General features: G+C 62.6%; 12 protein-coding genes. 5 read left to right on the top strand and 7 right to left on the bottom strand.

The genetic code is table 11. The features are described from left to right. The coding region (locus AC3WQN_RS23640) for a beta strand repeat-containing protein (protein ID WP_146038400.1) at positions 1–3519 on the top strand (3519 nt) is incomplete at its 5' end. A 143-nt stretch (positions 3520–3662) separates the two neighbouring features. On the opposite strand, the gene lapD is transcribed toward AC3WQN_RS23640, so the two are convergent. The 4 genes from lapD to AC3WQN_RS23660 all read right to left on the bottom strand — a co-directional run bounded on the left by lapD (position 3663) and on the right by AC3WQN_RS23660 (position 7446). Next, positions 3663–5603 (bottom strand): cyclic di-GMP receptor LapD, encoded by a 1941-nt coding sequence (gene lapD, locus AC3WQN_RS23645; protein WP_103402180.1) that lies wholly within the window; start codon positions 5601–5603, stop codon positions 3663–3665. 26 nt (positions 5604–5629) lie between these two features. Further along, a complete protein-coding gene (gene lapG / locus AC3WQN_RS23650) occupies positions 5630–6337 on the bottom strand; it encodes a cysteine protease LapG (RefSeq protein WP_103402179.1) in 708 nt (235 codons plus the stop codon). A 115-nt stretch (positions 6338–6452) separates the two neighbouring features. Next, on the bottom strand, positions 6453–6818 hold the full coding sequence (locus tag AC3WQN_RS23655; protein WP_176465329.1) for a YbaN family protein: 366 nt from the start codon (positions 6816–6818) through the stop codon (positions 6453–6455). A 40-nt stretch (positions 6819–6858) separates the two neighbouring features. Further along, the gene (locus tag AC3WQN_RS23660) at positions 6859–7446 is read right to left on the bottom strand and encodes a UPF0149 family protein (RefSeq protein ID WP_095080204.1); all 588 of its coding nucleotides are present in this window, start codon (positions 7444–7446) and stop codon (positions 6859–6861) included. 280 nt (positions 7447–7726) lie between these two features. Between AC3WQN_RS23660 and recQ the strand changes: the two genes are divergently transcribed. The 3 genes from recQ to AC3WQN_RS23675 all read left to right on the top strand — a co-directional run bounded on the left by recQ (position 7727) and on the right by AC3WQN_RS23675 (position 11598). Further along, positions 7727–9853, top strand: a complete 2127-nt coding sequence (recQ, locus tag AC3WQN_RS23665; RefSeq protein ID WP_103402178.1) for a DNA helicase RecQ — start codon at positions 7727–7729, stop codon at positions 9851–9853. 116 nt (positions 9854–9969) lie between these two features. Next, on the top strand, positions 9970–10404 hold the full coding sequence (locus AC3WQN_RS23670) for a MarR family transcriptional regulator (protein WP_103402177.1): 435 nt from the start codon (positions 9970–9972) through the stop codon (positions 10402–10404). Between the two features lie 126 nt (positions 10405–10530). Then, complete coding sequence (locus AC3WQN_RS23675; protein ID WP_103402176.1) at positions 10531–11598, top strand: type IV pilus assembly protein FimV; 1068 nt, start codon at positions 10531–10533, stop codon at positions 11596–11598. Between the two features lie 27 nt (positions 11599–11625). On the opposite strand, the gene AC3WQN_RS23680 is transcribed toward AC3WQN_RS23675, so the two are convergent. Further along, positions 11626–13815 carry a patatin-like phospholipase family protein gene (locus tag AC3WQN_RS23680; RefSeq protein WP_103402175.1) on the bottom strand — a complete coding sequence of 730 codons (2190 nt, stop codon included), beginning with the start codon at positions 13813–13815 and terminating at the stop codon, positions 11626–11628. Positions 13816–13885: 70 nt separating this feature from the next. Between AC3WQN_RS23680 and AC3WQN_RS23685 the strand changes: the two genes are divergently transcribed. Continuing rightward, entirely contained in the window at positions 13886–14173 is a 288-nt protein-coding gene (locus AC3WQN_RS23685) for an Rdx family protein (RefSeq protein WP_103402174.1), read from the top strand. Here the strand turns inward: AC3WQN_RS23685 and AC3WQN_RS23690 are convergent. Both AC3WQN_RS23690 and AC3WQN_RS23695 read right to left on the bottom strand, forming a co-directional pair. Further along, complete coding sequence (locus tag AC3WQN_RS23690) at positions 14167–15060, bottom strand: DMT family transporter (RefSeq protein WP_103402173.1); 894 nt, start codon at positions 15058–15060, stop codon at positions 14167–14169. The genes AC3WQN_RS23685 and AC3WQN_RS23690 overlap by 7 nt on opposite strands. Before the next feature lie 280 nt (positions 15061–15340). Then, on the bottom strand, positions 15341–16099 hold the full coding sequence (locus tag AC3WQN_RS23695) for a helix-turn-helix transcriptional regulator (protein ID WP_103402172.1): 759 nt from the start codon (positions 16097–16099) through the stop codon (positions 15341–15343). Positions 16100–16184 lie beyond the last annotated feature (85 nt).

A 16184-nucleotide genomic window follows, 5' to 3' on the forward strand; every position in this document is an offset into this window, starting at 1 on the left:
CTGACCCAGAGTGGCACCTTCACCGTCACGGCACTGGACGGTGTACAGAGCCTGAGCGTCGGTGGGATCAACGTGGTCACCAATGGTGTGACCGCCGGCTTCCCGCAAACCTTCACCACCGGCCTGGGCAACACCCTGACCATCACCGGCTACGACTCGGCGAGCGGGCTGGTGAGCTACAGCTACACCCTCAACGACAACGAAAACCACCCGACCGCGAGCGGCACCAACAGCCTCAGCGAGTCCTTCAGCGTCACGGTCACCGACAGCAACGGCACCACCGCGACCGACTCACTGGACGTGAACATCGTCGACGACGTGCCAGTTGCCAAACCCGACAGCGGCTCCGTGATCGAAGGCACAACGCTCAATCTCGCGGTACTGGGTAACGACATCAATGGCGCCGACGGTGCGACCGTGGTGGGCGTGAGGGCTGGCAGCAATACCGCGACTCCGGCCAGCGGTGGCCTGGGCACCAACATCGGCGGCACCCACGGTTACCTGACCCTGGACGCCGCGGGCAACGCGGTGTACCACAGTCATCCGGACTCGGTGACCCCACCGGGCGCCACCGACACATTCGTCTACACCATCCGTGATGCCGACGGCGATGAAAGCACCACCACCATCACCATCCATGTCTCCGACAACGGTCTGACAGCGGTCGTTGATACCGATATCACGGTCTACGAAAAAGCCCTTGACCTGACCCAGGACGGCCAGGACCTGGCCGCCGGTACCGTCACCGGCAGTGATCCGGGCAATACGGGGGAGACCTCCACCGGCACGCTGGTGGGCTCGGTCAGCGGTAGCAGTGGCGCGCTCACCTATACGCTGGTAAGCAGCGCCACCGGCAGCTATGGGCAAATCGCGCTCAACCCGAACGGCACCTACACCTACACCCTGACCTCGGCACCGAAAACCTCACCCAACGCCAATGACGGACCCAACACCCTGACAGACAGCTTCACCTACAAGGCGACCGATGCCTTGGGCAATTCCACCACCAGTACCATCCTGGTGAACATCGTCGATGACGTGCCCAAAGCCGTGGCTGCCGAGCGCTCGGTGCCAGCGGTGGAGATCGACTCCAATCTGCTGCTGGTGATCGACGTGTCCGGCAGCATGGATCAGTCATCCGGTGTCCCGGGAGGTGGAACCCGGTTGGACCTGGCTAAAGCGGCCATCAGTGCGTTGCTCGACAAGTACGACGACTTGGGTGATGTCAAAGTGCAGATCGTCACCTTCAGCAGCAGCGCCACCAACAACACCTCGACGGTCTGGGTCGATGTCGCCACGGCCAAACTCATCGTTGCCGGCCTCTCAGCTGGCGGGGGGACCAACTACGATGCGGCGGTGGCAATGATGCAAACCGCGTTCAACAAAGCCGGAAAGCTCACCGGTGCGCAGAATGTCGGCTATTTCTTCTCCGACGGTGCTCCGACATTGGGACAGGAAATCGGCACGGCCGACGAGACGGCGCTCAAGGCGTTCCTCGACGCCAATGACATCAACAACTACGCCATCGGCCTGGGCGCTGGGGTGAGCAACGCCAACCTCAATCCATTGTCGTACAACGGTGCTGTCCACACCGACACCAATGCAGTGGTCGTGACCGACCTGGCGCAGCTCAATTCGGTGCTTTCGGGCACGGTGGTCGGCGCGCCGGTCACCGGCACATTGCTGGGCGAGGGCGGTACCTTCGGCGCCGATGGCGGCTTTATCAAATCCATCGTGATCGATGGGACGACCTACACCTACGACCCCCAAGGCAATACCAACGCCGGTTCGCTGACCTTCAGCGGTACCAACCGCGGGACCTTCAACACGGTCGACAACAGCATCAGCATCGCCACGACCAAGGGCGGTACCCTGGTGATCAACCTCGACACGGGTGATTACACCTACACCTCGCAGAAGACCACGTCGGTGCAGGTCACCGAGAGTATCGGCTTCACGGTCAGTGACAACGATGGCGACCTGGCCACTGCCACGCTGACGATCAATGTCATGCCGAACTTGGCGCCAGTGGCGGGGGATGACCACATCATTACCAACGTGTTGTCGAGCAGCATCGTGGTACCGGGCGAGTTGTTGCTGGCGAACGACAGCGATGCCAATGGCGATCTGCTGACGGCTACACCAACGACCTTCAACACCGGCTGGATAGCCAAGGGCGCTGACTTTACCGGCACCGGGGCCATCAACTTCACCGGCACCAACAACAATAATGCCGCCAACCAGAACCTGGCGAACGTGCGCACCTCCTTTGCCGGAGACGCGGCCACCATGACCGCGCTGCTGGTGATCAGCGGTTATCTGGGGGGAGTTTCCGCTAACAATGCCAACGATGAAGACTTGATCACCGTCAATCTGAAGCAGGGTGAAACCCTCAACCTGAACCACGACCTGGCGGCCGGGCGCATCACCATGGCGTACTCGCTCAACGGTGCCCCGTTCGTGGCGATTGCCGATGGCGATACCCTCGCCGCAGCGGCGGACGGTACCTACCAGATCCGCGTGATCAACGTCACCAACCCTAGTGGTGGCGGTGCGAACAACTCGGAAGACTACCAACTGACCATGACGGTCAACTATGCCGGCGCCCATGACGTGACAGCGGACTACCACGGCACCTACACCACCAACGATAACCATGGCGGCAGTGACACGGCCAACGTCACCATCAGTTATCAGGAAGGCAATACCCTCACCGGGACCTCGGGGGACGACGTGCTGGTGGCCGGTGCGGGCAACAACATGCTCAATGCCGGCGACGGCAATGACGTGCTCACGGCGGGCAACGGCAACAACGAGTTGCACGGCGGCGCGGGCAATGACCTGTTGTTCAGTGGTACCGGCACCGACCTGCTCGACGGTGGCACAGGCACCGACACCGCCAGCTACGCCCATGCCACATCGGCGGTGACCGTCAACCTGGGGCTGTTGGGCGCACAGGGCACCGGTGGCGCGGGCTCCGATACCCTGAGCGCTATCGAGAATCTGACCGGCTCCAATTTCAACGACACCCTGACCGGCAATGGCAACGCCAACGTCATCACCGGTGGCTTGGGTCACGACGTGCTCAATGGCGGTGACGGTGATGATTTGTTGATCGGTGGATTGGGCAACAACACCCTGAGCGGTGGTCAGGGCGCCGACACCTTCCAGTGGTCGCAAGGTAACAGCGGGCATGACCTGGTCACCGACTTCACGCCGGGTACCGACAAACTCGACCTGTCGCAGCTGCTGCAGGGCGAAAACGCTACCACGGCCTCGCTGGATGACTACCTGCACTTCACCGTCACCGGCAGCGGCGCCTCACTGGTCACCAGCATCGACGTCAGTGCCTCGGCCGGTGCCGCGCCGACCCAGACCATCGATCTTGCAGGCGTCAACCTGGCCGATCACTACGGCGTCACGCCAGGGGCGGGCGGGGTCGTTGCCGGTGGGCACGACACCGCCACGATTATCAACGGCATGCTCAACGACCATTCGCTGAAGGTGGATACCGTCTGACCTGAAACGACAAAACCCGTCACTCCTTGTGTAAAGGAATGGCGGGCTTTTTGTCGTCTGGGCCAAGGGGAGGGCCTTTGGCAATGCGGGGCTGGCGACATCCTGATCGCAGACAGGCACGCTCCCACAAGTGCTGGTGGATATCACATCGGCTGCGGCGGTCCGATCAACCGGCCCATCGCCCCGAACAGCCCTAATCCCCTGAGCGCTTCCAGCTCGCCGTGGGTCTCGACCATTTCCGCGATCAGTGGCAAGTCGATGCTGTTGGTAGCGCGGAAAATCGCTTCGATGAACAGGCGTTTATCGCTTTGCTGATCGATGGCGCGGATGTAGCTGCCGTCGATTTTCAGGTAGGCCAGGCCCAGCTGGGTGAGGTTGCCGATCTGGTTGAAGCTGCCGCCGAAGTGTTGCAGGCCGATGTGGTAGCCGGTTTCGCGCAGGCTTTGGCTCAACTGGCGCAGTGCTTCAGGCGGTGGTAACTGGCGCTCGTCGATTTCCAGGGTCAGCAACGGCGCAAGGTCTGGCAGGGCCTCGAGCGTGTCGAGCAGGATACGCAGTTGCGTGGCATCGCTCAGGGTACTGCCGGACAGGCTCAGGGCCAGCGGCTGGCGGTGTTCGGCGAGGTACTCCAGGGTGTTTTCGAGCATGGCCAGGTCAAACCGCGCGGTCCAGCCGAGGCGTTCGATCCAGGGCAGGAAGTGCCCGGCGGCGATGGCTTCGCCCTGCGGGTCGAGCAGGCGTGCCAATACCTTGTGATGCAACAGTTGCCGGGTGTCAGCGCATTGCACCACCGGCTGGAAGTACAGCTGCATCTTGCCATGGGTCAGGGCGTCGTCGATCCAGGTGCGCCAGTCATGCTGGGTCTGGTTCGGCGCATTGTCGGACCGGGCCAGGTACACCCATGGCCGTTCCGGTTGTCGCTGTGCCTGGGTCAAGGCTTGATCGAGACGCAGCCATACATCGCCGGATGTCTCGCCCGGCGCGTAGGCGACGATCCCCAGGTGAGCGACGGGGGTGCAGTCGCTGGCTCCCGTCAGGCGCAGGTTCTCCAGGGTGGCGCTGATCTCGCTGGCCAGGCGCGCCGCGTCCTGGGTGTCCAGGCCCGGTGTCAGCAGGCTGAACTCTCCGCCACGGTTGCGCGCGGCCAGCCAGGTGTGTCGTTCGGGTTGTTGAGCCAGGCGTTTGAGCAACTGGCCAATGGCGCTGATCAGCGCATCGGTGCGCTGGCCGCCCAGTCGCTGGTTCAGGCCGGTCAGGTCGTTGACCCGCAGCATCAGTAAATGCCCGGTACGGCTTTGTTCGGAGACCAGCAGTTGATCGGCCAGTTGCTCGTCGAGCAGGCGCCGGTTGGCCAGCCCCGTCAGGCTGTCCTGATAGGATTCGGCGCGCAGTTTCTCGCTGCGAGCGGCCTCTTCGGCGAACAACCCCTTGAGCTTTTCGACCATCTGGTTCATCGCCAGCATCACCCGCTTGAGTTCCGGGGTGTTCGGCAGTTTGGGGGAACTGAGAAACTCCCGATGGCTGATGGCTTCGGCCTGCTTGACCATGGTGTCCAGCGGACGCAATTGTCGGCGCAGCAGCCAGCCACCAAACACGGCACTGAGCAAGCCGCACAGCAGTAACCAGATCAGGCTGCCCAGGGTGCTGTCCCACAGTTTGGCCAGGGCAAACTGCGGATTGCTCAGCACTTCGACCCGTGCGGCCTGCTCCCAGCCGCGCATGATCAGCGCATCGCCGCCCTGGGGGCGCAGGTCGACCAGCTTGACGAACCAGCCCGGTATGCCTCCGGACGCGGCAGTGGCGGTGCGCTCCACCATGATCTTTTCATCTTCGATGTTGACCACGCGGATGCTGGAGAAATAGCCGCTGTCGTAGATTGAACTGACCATCAGTTCAATCATCGCCGGGTCGTCGATCTGTGTGGTCAGCGACAACCCCAACGCGGTGGCGGCATCCTGGGCGTGGGAGCGCAATTGGCCGAGCATTTGCTCGCGCGAGCTTTCCAGGCCGACAAAAAAACTGCCACTGAAGGCCACCAGCAGAAACAGGCAGATGGCCAGGAACAACTGTTTGAGTAGCGACATGCGGCGCTCCTTGTTGATCTGCGGTGTCAGCCATCACCCACGGCGAACCCTTCGACCTGCATCTTTTGCAGCACATCCTGCCAGCGCGACAGTCTTTTCGAGTCGCCGCTGCGTTTGCCGCCGTTGGCACCCGGCATGTACAAGCCTTCGGCGTTGAAGGCGTACACCGGCAGCAGGTCTTTGCGTTGGGAGGCGGGGCGGATTTCACCGATCAGGTTGTCCAGTACCAGTGGATCGGCCGTGGGGCTGGCGTAATAGGTCAGCACCATGTGTGCCTGATTCTGGGTCAATGCCTTGACGTAGGTAATGCGCAGTTTTTCGCTGGGAACACCGAGTTGGCGCAGGCTGAAGTACTTGGCCAGGGCGTAGTCTTCACAGTCACCGGCGCCCTTGACCAACGATTCGACAGGGGTCGCCCAGTAATCGGTCTGACGCCACACACGGGTGTCGTCCTGAAAACTCAATTGCTGGTTGAAGAAGCGATTGACCGCGTTCAGTTGCTCACGCTCGGGATCCGCTGATTCACTTTGCAGCATCTGGTTCCACGCCTCGATCCGTCCCTTTGCCGGGCCCAGCGTGCCGTAGCGTTTTTCTGCCGTTTGCAGGATTTGCCCGAAATTCCAGTTCGCCCGGACGCTGCCCAGCCCCGCCAGCAAAAAAAATGTCAGCAACAAGCATCCGCCGAGCCTCAGTCGGAGCGTTGACCTTCCTGGACTACGCGGACTAAGGGGCATGTCAGGCTGCTCGCATGCAGATGCCTGGAGTTTAGGCGCTGTTTGGTGAAAGGCAGGGCGGATCGTCGGTCGAGAGGCGAGTGGGCGGGGTGCTGTTGTCAGCGGGAGCTCGCGCTCAAGGTTTGCTCAGGGTCTTCTGGCGCAGGATGTACACCGTCACCAGCACGGCGCTGGTCAGCATGAACGCGCGTGCCCACGGCAGCGGTACGAGCAAGCACGACAGGCCGATGCTCAGCCACATCAGGCCAATGGCGTACACCTTGCCCTTGAGCGGGATGCCGTTGCCATCCAGGTAATCGCGAATCCAGGGGCCCAGGCGAGGGTGTTCGACCAGCCATTGGTAGAAACGCGGTGAGCTGCGGGCGAAGCAGGCGGCTGCCAGCAACAGGAATGGTGTGGTGGGCAGTACGGGCAGGAAGATGCCGATCACTCCCAGCGCTACGCTTAGCCAGCCTATGGCCAGTAGCACGTAGCGCTGCATCAGGGAGCGGTTGCCTATGGGATCAGCCACAGGCGGGGACTCAGTGGTGGCGAGGCTTGAGGATCGCCGGTTTTTCGTCCGGGGCGTTGCACAGCAGGTACAGCGCGGTCAGCGCTTCCGGGATCTGCACGATCATGTCGTCCATCAGGTTGGCATCGGCCGCGATGTCGGAGAACTCCGGCTGTTCATCGAACAGGCCGGAACCGACCATGATCGGCAGCAGCATTTCGCTGACTTCATCTTCGGCGGTTTCGAACCAGGCTTCTTCGCGCAGGAACACGCCTTCCATGAAACCGATGCACCAGCCGCGCAGTTCGGAGTCATCCGGCTCGTCGCCCAGATCCAGGTCGCACGGCAGCTCGAATTCTTCATCGGCGGCCAGTTGACGGGCGATGTGAGCCTTGAGCGCTACCAGGGTCGACTCAATTTCCACGCGCTGGGCTTCGCTGCTGTAGTGCGGTTCTTCAGCGAACAGGGCGTCGATCCACTCACGCTCCGGCACGCTTTCGGAACAGATCGACAGGGCGGTCAGATAGCCGTGGGCGGCCACGTAGTCCAGCGCCTCGTCATGCAGCTCGTCGGCGTCGAGGAAGACTTGCAGGCGGGTTAGTTGCTCAGCGAAGGACATTGGGAGGGCTACCTTGGGAATATACGATGACCAATTCTAGGCGTTCTTGAGCGCTCAGGCCAGCCGCGTGGCGGATTTGCCTGCATTGCACGGGCATTCGTCGCACGAGGGGCAAACCTCAACAGCCTCCGGGGCCGGTCGGGTATACTCGCGCGTTTTGCAAAGCCCTACAGGCACCGCTGTCACCCGGGACAAATCCGCTTACGGATCTGTCCGTGAACAATGCGGTTTTTTGATCCAGCCTGTGTCCAGGGATATTCAGCACCATTTGGAGTTTTTCATGCTCGAACAGGCTCAGCGCGTCCTCAAGGACATCTTCGGCTACGACAGTTTCCGTGGCCGCCAGGGTGCCATTATTGAGCGCGTGGCCAGCGGCGGCGACGCCCTGGTGCTGATGCCTACCGGTGGCGGCAAATCCTTGTGTTTCCAGGTGCCGGCACTGCTGCGCGAAGGCCTGGCTGTCGTGGTTTCGCCGTTGATTGCGCTGATGGACGATCAGGTCGCGACCCTGGACGAACTGGGTGTTGCCGCCGCGGCCCTGAATTCGACCCTAAGCCCCGAACAGCAACGTGACCTGGCCGCGCGGATCAAGCGCGGAGAAGTGAAAATGCTCTACCTGGCGCCAGAGCGCCTGGTCCAGCCGCGCATGCTGGCGTTCCTGCAAAGTCTTGATATTGCGCTGTTCGCCATCGACGAAGCCCACTGCGTTTCGCAATGGGGCCATGACTTCCGCCCTGAATACCTGCAACTGGGCCAGTTGGCCGAGCTGTTTCCCCATGTACCGCGCATCGCCCTGACCGCCACCGCCGACAAGCGGACCCGCGAAGAGATCGTCACGCGCCTGCACCTGCAGGACGCCGAGCGCTTCCTGTCGAGTTTCGACCGGCCGAATATCTTCTATCGCATCGTGCCCAAGGAACAGCCGCGCAAACAATTGCTCGCGTTTCTTTCCGAGCGCCGCAGCGATGCGGGCATCGTCTATTGCCTGTCGCGCAAGAAAGTCGACGAAGTGGCGGCGTTCCTCTGCGAGCAGGGCTACCCGGCATTGCCGTACCACGCCGGCTTGGCCAATGACTTGCGGGCCCATCACCAGAAGCGCTTCCTCAACGAGGAAGGCCTGATCATGGTGGCCACCGTGGCGTTCGGCATGGGCATCGACAAGCCCAACGTGCGATTTGTCGCGCACCTGGACTTGCCCAAATCCCTTGAGGCGTACTACCAGGAAACCGGCCGGGCGGGGCGTGACGGCCTGCCGGCGGACGCCTGGATGGCCTACGGCCTGCAGGACGTGCTGATGCTCAAGCAGATGCTGCAAAACTCCGAAGGCGACGAGCGTCACAAGCGCCTGGAGCAGCACAAGCTCGACGCCATGCTCTCGCTGTGTGAAGAAACCCGTTGCCGCCGTCAGACCTTGCTGGCCTATTTCGATGAAGACATGCCCCAGCCCTGCGGCCACTGCGACAACTGTGTCGACGGTGTGCAGACCTGGGATGCGACCGAACCGGCTCGTCAGGCCTTGTCGACGATCTACCGTACCGGTCAGCGCTATGGCGTCGGGCATCTGGTGGAAGTGCTGCTGGGCAAGGACAACGAAAAGGTGCGTAACGCCGGTCATCAGCACTTGTCGGTGTTCGGCGTCGGCAAGGCGCGGGCAGAAAGTGAGTGGCGCTCGCTGTTCCGGCAACTGGTGGCGCGTGGCTTGGCCGACATCGACCTGGAAGGCTACGGCGGCCTGCGATTGAGCGACAGTTGCCGGCCGCTGCTCAAGGGCGAAGTGACCCTTGAGCTGCGCCGCGACCTCAAGCCGCAAACCACCGCCAAGAGCAGTACCAGCCAGGCCAGCCAACTGGTGCGCCTGGAGGAACGCGAGCAGTGGGAGGCCTTGCGCGCCCTGCGTCGCAAGCTCGCCGAAGAACACGGTGTGCCGCCTTACGTCATCTTCCCCGATTCCACCTTGCTGGAAATGCTCCGCAGTCAACCCGGCACCCTGGCGGAAATGGCCAGGGTCAGCGGTGTCGGCGCGCGCAAGCTGGAGCGCTATGGCGATGCGTTCCTCGAGGTTCTGGGCGGCCAGGCCGAGGCACCGAAAGTGGTGGCCGACCTGCGCCACGAACTGATTACCCTGGCCCGTGCCGGCATGACCCCCGTGCAGATTGCCGGTCAGTTGCAGTGTTCGGAAAAGAACGTCTACACGATGCTCGCCGAGGCCATTGGCAAGCAGCAACTGTCGCTGGAACAGGCGCTGGATCTGCCGGAGGACCTGCTGGGTGAAGTCCAGGATGCGTTCCTGGACGGCGAGGGCGAGTTGCCGCCAGTGGCCGAGATCGCCGGCGTGTTCGCCGGGCGGGTTCCTGAGGGCGTGTTGTACTGCGTGAGGGCGGCCCTGCAGTCAGAGTTCGAAATGTGAACAAACACGTTCGATGATGTAACGATTCAGTACATAGGCGCCCTTGCTTCGTGTCGAGGGTCATGCTTAGCTGACTAATAATTAGTTTTCTATTTCAGTCTAATCATGAGTTCTTTATGCCGTTAACCGATCAACACCGTTTTGGCATGCAGTTGGCGCAGATGTCTCGCGGCTGGCGCGCCGAACTGGATCGTCGTCTCGCCGGCCTGGGCCTGTCCCAGGCACGTTGGCTGGTGCTGTTGCACCTGGCGCGTTTCGAGCAGGCCCCCACCCAACGGGAATTGGCGCAAAGCGTGGGGGTTGAAGGCCCGACCCTGGCACGGTTGCTCGACAGTCTGGAAACCCAGGGTCTGGTGCAGCGCCAGGCGGTGGCAGAAGATCGTCGGGCGAAAAAAATCGTCCTCTGCCCCTCGGCCTGTCCGCTGATCGAACAAATTGAAACCATTGCCACCGCCTTGCGCCACGAACTGTTCGCCGGCGTCGACGAAGCGGATTTGAAGGTGTGCATGCGGGTTCACGGGCACATCCTGGCCAACCTCGAAAAATCCTGAGGCATATCCCCCCGGCAGACGTTTGAGACACCCCCTTGGGCAAACTATAAGAACTACCTGGCAATAACGTGTTCGTACAGCCAGTGCGAATACGCAGGGGTGGTTCCGGTTTTCCAGGGGATGTTCATGTTCAAGTGTTATCCGGCCGCGTGGCGGCATTACCTGCATGTGCTTCTGACAAGTGGCGCGCTGTGTTACTCGACGGCGACACCTGCGTTGGGATTGGGCGAAATCTCCCTGCACTCGGCGTTGAACCAGCCCCTCGTGGCAGAGATTGCACTGCTCGATGCGCAGGCACTGGCTGAAGGTGAGCTGTCGGTCGGCCTGGCCACTGCCGATGAGTTCAACCGAGCGGGTATCGAGCGGGTGGGCCTGCTCAACGATCTTCGCTTCACCCCCGTGTTGCGCGGCGAACGCAGCGTGATTCGGGTGACCTCCAATAAGCCCGTCAATGAACCCTTCCTGAATTTTCTGCTGCAACTCGACCAGCCCCAAGGCCGAGTGGTGCGCGAGTACACCGTGCTGATTGATCCTCCGGGTTCCCCGGGGATCGTGCCGTTGGCTGACGTCGAGCCTGTCCCGGTAGCGCGCTCGCCCGCCGAAGATGTCGTACCGGCCCAGTCCCCGGTCATGTCCTCCAGTGACGGGCCTGGAGTGGTTGATCCGACACAGGAACAACTGGCCGCCAGCGTTCTGCAGAACCAGCAGTTGCAACTCTCCATCGATGAGTTACGCGCCGGCTTGCAAACCCGGGATGATCAAATCGCCCGTCAGCACCAGCAATTCAGCGAGCTGCAGGCGCAATTGGCCGAAGCCCGGCAGCCTCGGTCCGAGGCGGTCGCACCCTTGCCCGTCGCTGTTGCCCCGTTGAGCGAGAACGGCAAGGACTCGACGCCGTGGCGGCTCATCGCCTTGTCGGGGTTTGGCGGGCTGTTGTTACTCGGGTTGTTTTTACGCGATCAGCGACGGCAGGTGGCGGACCTGCCGGAACCTGATGTCCCTCATCAACCGCTGCCGGTGATCGAGCCCAGGCCGCTGGTGGAGCGGTCGATAGAACCCATTGCCCCGGATACGACGGACCGGTTGCCGTTGAAAAACGACGATCTGTCGATGGACCTGCAGTGGGAGCTGGTCAATCCGTTCGACAGTGCGCCGGATCCCGCAAGGCCCACTGCAATCAATGCCGATCGCTAGGCGTCAGGCGCTGTGCCTGGCCACGGGTCAGAACGTTTGCCCAAGGTTCATGTAGATCGCTTGTTCGTCTTCATCGTTGAAGCCATAACTGAAGTTCAGCGGCCCCAGGGGCGTATCGAAACCGAAGAACACGCTGGCCGCGTTGATGTACCCACTGTCGAATTCGTTGTCGTTGTTCCAGGCCCGACCGCGCTCCAGCGATGCGCCCAGGTACAGCGGGAAGTCCAGCGGCAGGTAGGCGCGCGGCGTCAGGCGACGGTAGTAGATGGCGCGAGTCAGGCTGACGTTCTGGCCGGAAATCGAATCCTGGCGAAAGCCCGACAGTTGCCGGGCACCGCCCAGGACGAAGCTGGAGGTGACCACGTCGGCGGTATCCAGGGTGCGTCCGTAGCGACCGCCAAAGACGTAGGTGTCCGGGCCGAAGCTCAGGGCCTTGTCCAGTTTGAAATCCCACTGACGGTAACGGCTGTCGGAACCCAGCCCGGGTTCGAACTCGCGGAAGGACAGGCCAATGTCTTCGCCGGCATGGGGGAAGTAGACGTTGTCCAGTGAGTCGAACGAGTACTTGAGCTCATAGAACCCTTCGTTGAAGCTCTCGCTGGGCAGGCTCTGGTCGCCAATGCGTACATCCGCATTGCCCCAGGCTTCGCCGACGCCCAGGCGAATCTCACCACTGTTGCCGATCTGCCGCCCCAGGTTCAGGCCAAAGCCATAGCGCTCAAGGCGATACTCGGCAATCGGGTCGTTTTCCAGGATGGCTTCCACGTTCTGCGACTCGATGGCGGCATAAGGGGCAACGAAGTAGCGCGAACCCACGTCCAGTGGCTGGTAGAACTCGGTGTACAGCTCTTGCTGGTCACCGATCTGAGCACGGGTCAGCCATTCGGCACCGAGGCTGTTGATGCCGTTCACGCGGTAGCTGGCGCCAATGTTGAAGGCGCTGTCGCCCTTCATGTCGTCGGACAGGTTCAGCCCCAGGCGCAGGTAGTCGGTGCCCGTGCGCTTGCCGCGTGCGCGGATCACCAGTGTGTGATCCTGCCCCTTGTGGACCACGCGGTACTGCACCAGGTCGAAGTAGTCCAGGCCATACAGCGTGCCCATGTCGGTTTGCAATCGGCCGATGTCCAGCGGTTCGCCGACTTTCTGCCGAATGTAGTAGCGGATTACGTCGTCGCCGACTTTCGAATCGTTTTCAACCCGGATGGCGTTGATGACGGGCGTGCGCTGGCCGGGTGCCCTGGCGGCGGTCAGTTCGGCATCCTCCGGTGTGGCGGGGCCCAGGGCAGCGAGGCGTGCGTCGAGGAGGCGCGTGGCACGATAGCCGGCATCGATCATCTCCCGGGCCTTGCCGAAATCGGTGACGCCAAAACTGGCCAGTGGTGGCTGGACCAGGATGTCGTCCTTGTGCAGGGTGGCCAGTTGTTCTTCGGAGTTGCGGCGGGTCATGAGGGTGATCGACTGGTTCAGCACGTCGACCACCGACGTCATCTGCTTGCGGGTGCGCAGCGGGGTGCCGATGTCGACCACGATGGCGAGGTCGACGCCCATCTCGCGGGCCACGTCCACCGGAATATTGTCGGTCATGCCGCCGTCCACCAGCAGGCGACCGTCGAGTTCGACCGGGGCGAACACGGCCGGTATCGACATGCTGGCGCGAATCACCTGGGGCAGATGGCCCTTGCGAAATACCACCTTCTCCCCGCTGGCGATATCGGTCGCCACCGCGCGGAAGGGTATCGGCAGCTTGTCGAAATCCCGGGTATCGCTGGTGTGGGCCAGCAGGCTTTCGAGCAGCAGCGTCAGGTTCTGCCCCTGGATCACACCCAGCGGCAGGCCGAGGCTGCCGTCATCGCGAAAGCTCAGCTGCTGCTTGACCAGAAAGTCGCGGTCATCCTGTTTACGGCGAAACGGTATGTCGGCGCGGGGCGGCGCGTCGGACAGTGCCTGCTGCCAGTCGATGCCCAGGGCCAGCTTTTCCAGCTCGTCGATCTTATAACCCGAGGCATACAGGCCGCCAATGACCGCCCCCATGCTGGTGCCGGCGATCGCATCAATCTTGATGCCTTGCACCTCCAGCGCCTTGAGCACGCCAATATGGGCCAGGCCGCGCGCGGCACCGCCCGACAGTACCAGGCCGATTTTCGGCCGTGGCGCTTGCTCGGCAAGCACGAACAAGGGCATCAGGCACAGCAACAGGCAGGACAACAGGCGGCGCATCGGTAATCTCGGGCGAACGGTAAAGGCGGTTATTATAGCGACGCCACCGACCTCAGGAGTTTCGCGCGTCATGACCGTCAGCAAACCGGAAGTAGTCATCACCTATTGCACGCAATGCCAATGGCTGTTGCGCGCCGCCTGGCTGGCCCAGGAGCTGCTCAGCACCTTCGCTGACGACTTGGGCAAAGTGTCCCTGGTGCCGGGAACCGGCGGCGTGTTCCTGATCAGTTGCAACGGCGTGCAGATCTGGGAGCGCAAGGCCGACGGTGGTTTCCCGGAGGCCAAGGTCCTCAAGCAGCGGGTGCGCGACCAGATCGATCCCGGGCGCGATCTGGGTCACAGCGACAGGACTCAGTGAGACACTGCTTGCGCGGACACGGGTTTGTTGCCTGAGCTCCCCGACAGGCTGCTGGAGACCACGATGGCGACGATGATCAGCGCACCACCGATCAGCATCCGCAGCGTCGGGTTCTCGCCGAACAACAGCCACGCCACCGTGATCCCGTAAACCGGCTCCAGGGCGAACACCATCGCCGCCGTACGCGCCTTGATCACTGCCAGACTGGCCACGAACAGGCTGTGGGCGAGGCCGGTACAGAACACCCCAAGCAGGCCTATCCACAGCCAGTCGAGGGCGCGCACCTCACTCAAGCCAGGTGCCGCTACCGGCAGCAGGCACAGCGCCACGACCACGTTCTGGCACAGCGCCGCCTGTACTGCCGGGATGCGTCCCGAACTGGCGCGGTTGGTCAGCGACAGCAGGGCGAATAACAGGCCCGAGCCCACGGCCCAGAGCAGGCCGATGGTGGCTTCGCTGGCCAGGTCGAAGGCCGGGGTGACCAGCACCAGGCCAATGCTCACCAGGACCACCAGCAGTATTTCGTTGGCGCGGATCCGCTCGCGGAAGATCAAACCCTCCAGGATCACGGTGAACGCCGGGAAGCTGGCAAACCCCAGGGTCGCAATCGCCACGCCGGCAACCTTCACTGCAATGAAAAAGCTCACCCAGTGCCCGGCCAGCAGCAGGCCGCTGAGCAGCAGGCGGCGGGTGTCCACGGCGCGCATTTTCTGCCAGCCGGTGTTGCTGGCGAAACGGGCGAAGCAGGCCAGGGCAATCACGGCGAAGGCCGCCCGACCGAAGACGATGATGGCGGGGGAAGCGGCGGCGAGTTGGCCGAACACACCGGTCAGGCCAAACATCAGTGCGCCGATATGCAGGGCGCCAAGGGCGGTACGCGGAGTCATTGCAATCCTTAATACGAAGACACGGGCATGGGGTAATGCCGATCAGTTAAGCCAAAGACCAGCCGAACATAGAACACGTGGCGAGGGAGCTTGCTCCCGCTGGGGCGCAAAGCGGCCCTGTTTTGGGGCTGCTGCGCAGCCCAGCGGGAGCAAGCTCCCTCGCCACGGGTTTCGTGTTCGGCTTTATTTCTCTTAACTGACTGGCATTAGGGCATGGGGCCACTTTAAAGCGCAGGCCACAGGGGTGTCTGTCGCCAGACTCGCGATTTTTAGCGCCAGTCTAGCGTTCTGTCTCGGCTCGGCGCAGTTTGCCGGGGGAGGCACCGAACTCGCGAGTGACGGCGGCGGCGAAAGCGCTTTGCGAGCTATAGCCAACCCGCAAGGCGACTTCACCGATGGGCAATGCGGTTTCGCGCAACAGCTTCACGGCGATGTGCAGGCGGCGGCTGCGGATGTAATCCATGGGCGTCTGCCCGCATTCGGCGACAAAGCGTGCGTGCACCCGCGCACTGGACAGTCCGGCAATGCGCGCCAGGTCGGCGACTTGCAGCGGGTAGGCGGCGTATTGGTCGATGTGCGCATTGAGTGCGGCGTAGGGCAGGCGCCTGCTGGCCATCTGGCTTGGTGCGGCGTTGTTGAGGCTGGCAAGCAACAACACGGCGCCCTGCTGGGCAATCAGCGGGTCGTCCACCGGGCTGCTCGCCAGCCAGCTCACCAACTGGCTTTGCCCAGCGTCCAGCGGCAGGCGCCCGGGGGTGTCGAGCAGGCGTCGGCTGGCATCGGCGTGCTCGCCCAGCGAGTGGGATACCCATTGATCGCTCGGCACGTCGAGCACCAGGCAACGGCTGCCATTGGCGCTGCCACAGGCGTGGTGGGCACCGGACGGCACCACCACGAAGCTTTGTTGCACCACTTGGCTACCGCGGCCGCCGACCTCGAAGTCGAGCGCGCCCGACAGGCCGAACACCAGTTGTGCGTGGTCGTGGCTGTGGACGATCAAGTCGTGGCTGTAGTGGCGTAGCGTGAGGATCGGTCTCATCGCGGTCTCCTAGGGTCTGTTGACGTTTGGTGGCGGCCGCGACGGATGCCCGCTTGGTGCAGGGCAAGGCGCGAGGAACGCGGTT

This window comes from Pseudomonas sp. FW300-N1A1 (assembly GCF_058789115.1).

What these genes read in the sequence shown, in the direction of transcription:
- lapD (WP_103402180.1), bottom strand. Translation starts at nt 5,603, where the DNA reads ATGTCGCTACTCAAACAGTTGTTCCTGGCCATCTGCCTGTTTCTGCTG.
- lapG (WP_103402179.1), bottom strand. Translation starts at nt 6,337, where the DNA reads ATGCCCCTTAGTCCGCGTAGTCCAGGAAGGTCAACGCTCCGACTGAGG.
- AC3WQN_RS23655 (WP_176465329.1), bottom strand. Translation starts at nt 6,818, where the DNA reads ATGCAGCGCTACGTGCTACTGGCCATAGGCTGGCTAAGCGTAGCGCTG.
- AC3WQN_RS23660 (WP_095080204.1), bottom strand. Translation starts at nt 7,446, where the DNA reads ATGTCCTTCGCTGAGCAACTAACCCGCCTGCAAGTCTTCCTCGACGCC.
- recQ (WP_103402178.1), top strand. Translation starts at nt 7,727, where the DNA reads ATGCTCGAACAGGCTCAGCGCGTCCTCAAGGACATCTTCGGCTACGAC.
- AC3WQN_RS23670 (WP_103402177.1), top strand. Translation starts at nt 9,970, where the DNA reads ATGCCGTTAACCGATCAACACCGTTTTGGCATGCAGTTGGCGCAGATG.
- AC3WQN_RS23675 (WP_103402176.1), top strand. Translation starts at nt 10,531, where the DNA reads ATGTTCAAGTGTTATCCGGCCGCGTGGCGGCATTACCTGCATGTGCTT.
- AC3WQN_RS23680 (WP_103402175.1), bottom strand. Translation starts at nt 13,815, where the DNA reads ATGCGCCGCCTGTTGTCCTGCCTGTTGCTGTGCCTGATGCCCTTGTTC.
- AC3WQN_RS23685 (WP_103402174.1), top strand. Translation starts at nt 13,886, where the DNA reads ATGACCGTCAGCAAACCGGAAGTAGTCATCACCTATTGCACGCAATGC.
- AC3WQN_RS23690 (WP_103402173.1), bottom strand. Translation starts at nt 15,060, where the DNA reads ATGACTCCGCGTACCGCCCTTGGCGCCCTGCATATCGGCGCACTGATG.
- AC3WQN_RS23695 (WP_103402172.1), bottom strand. Translation starts at nt 16,099, where the DNA reads ATGAGACCGATCCTCACGCTACGCCACTACAGCCACGACTTGATCGTC.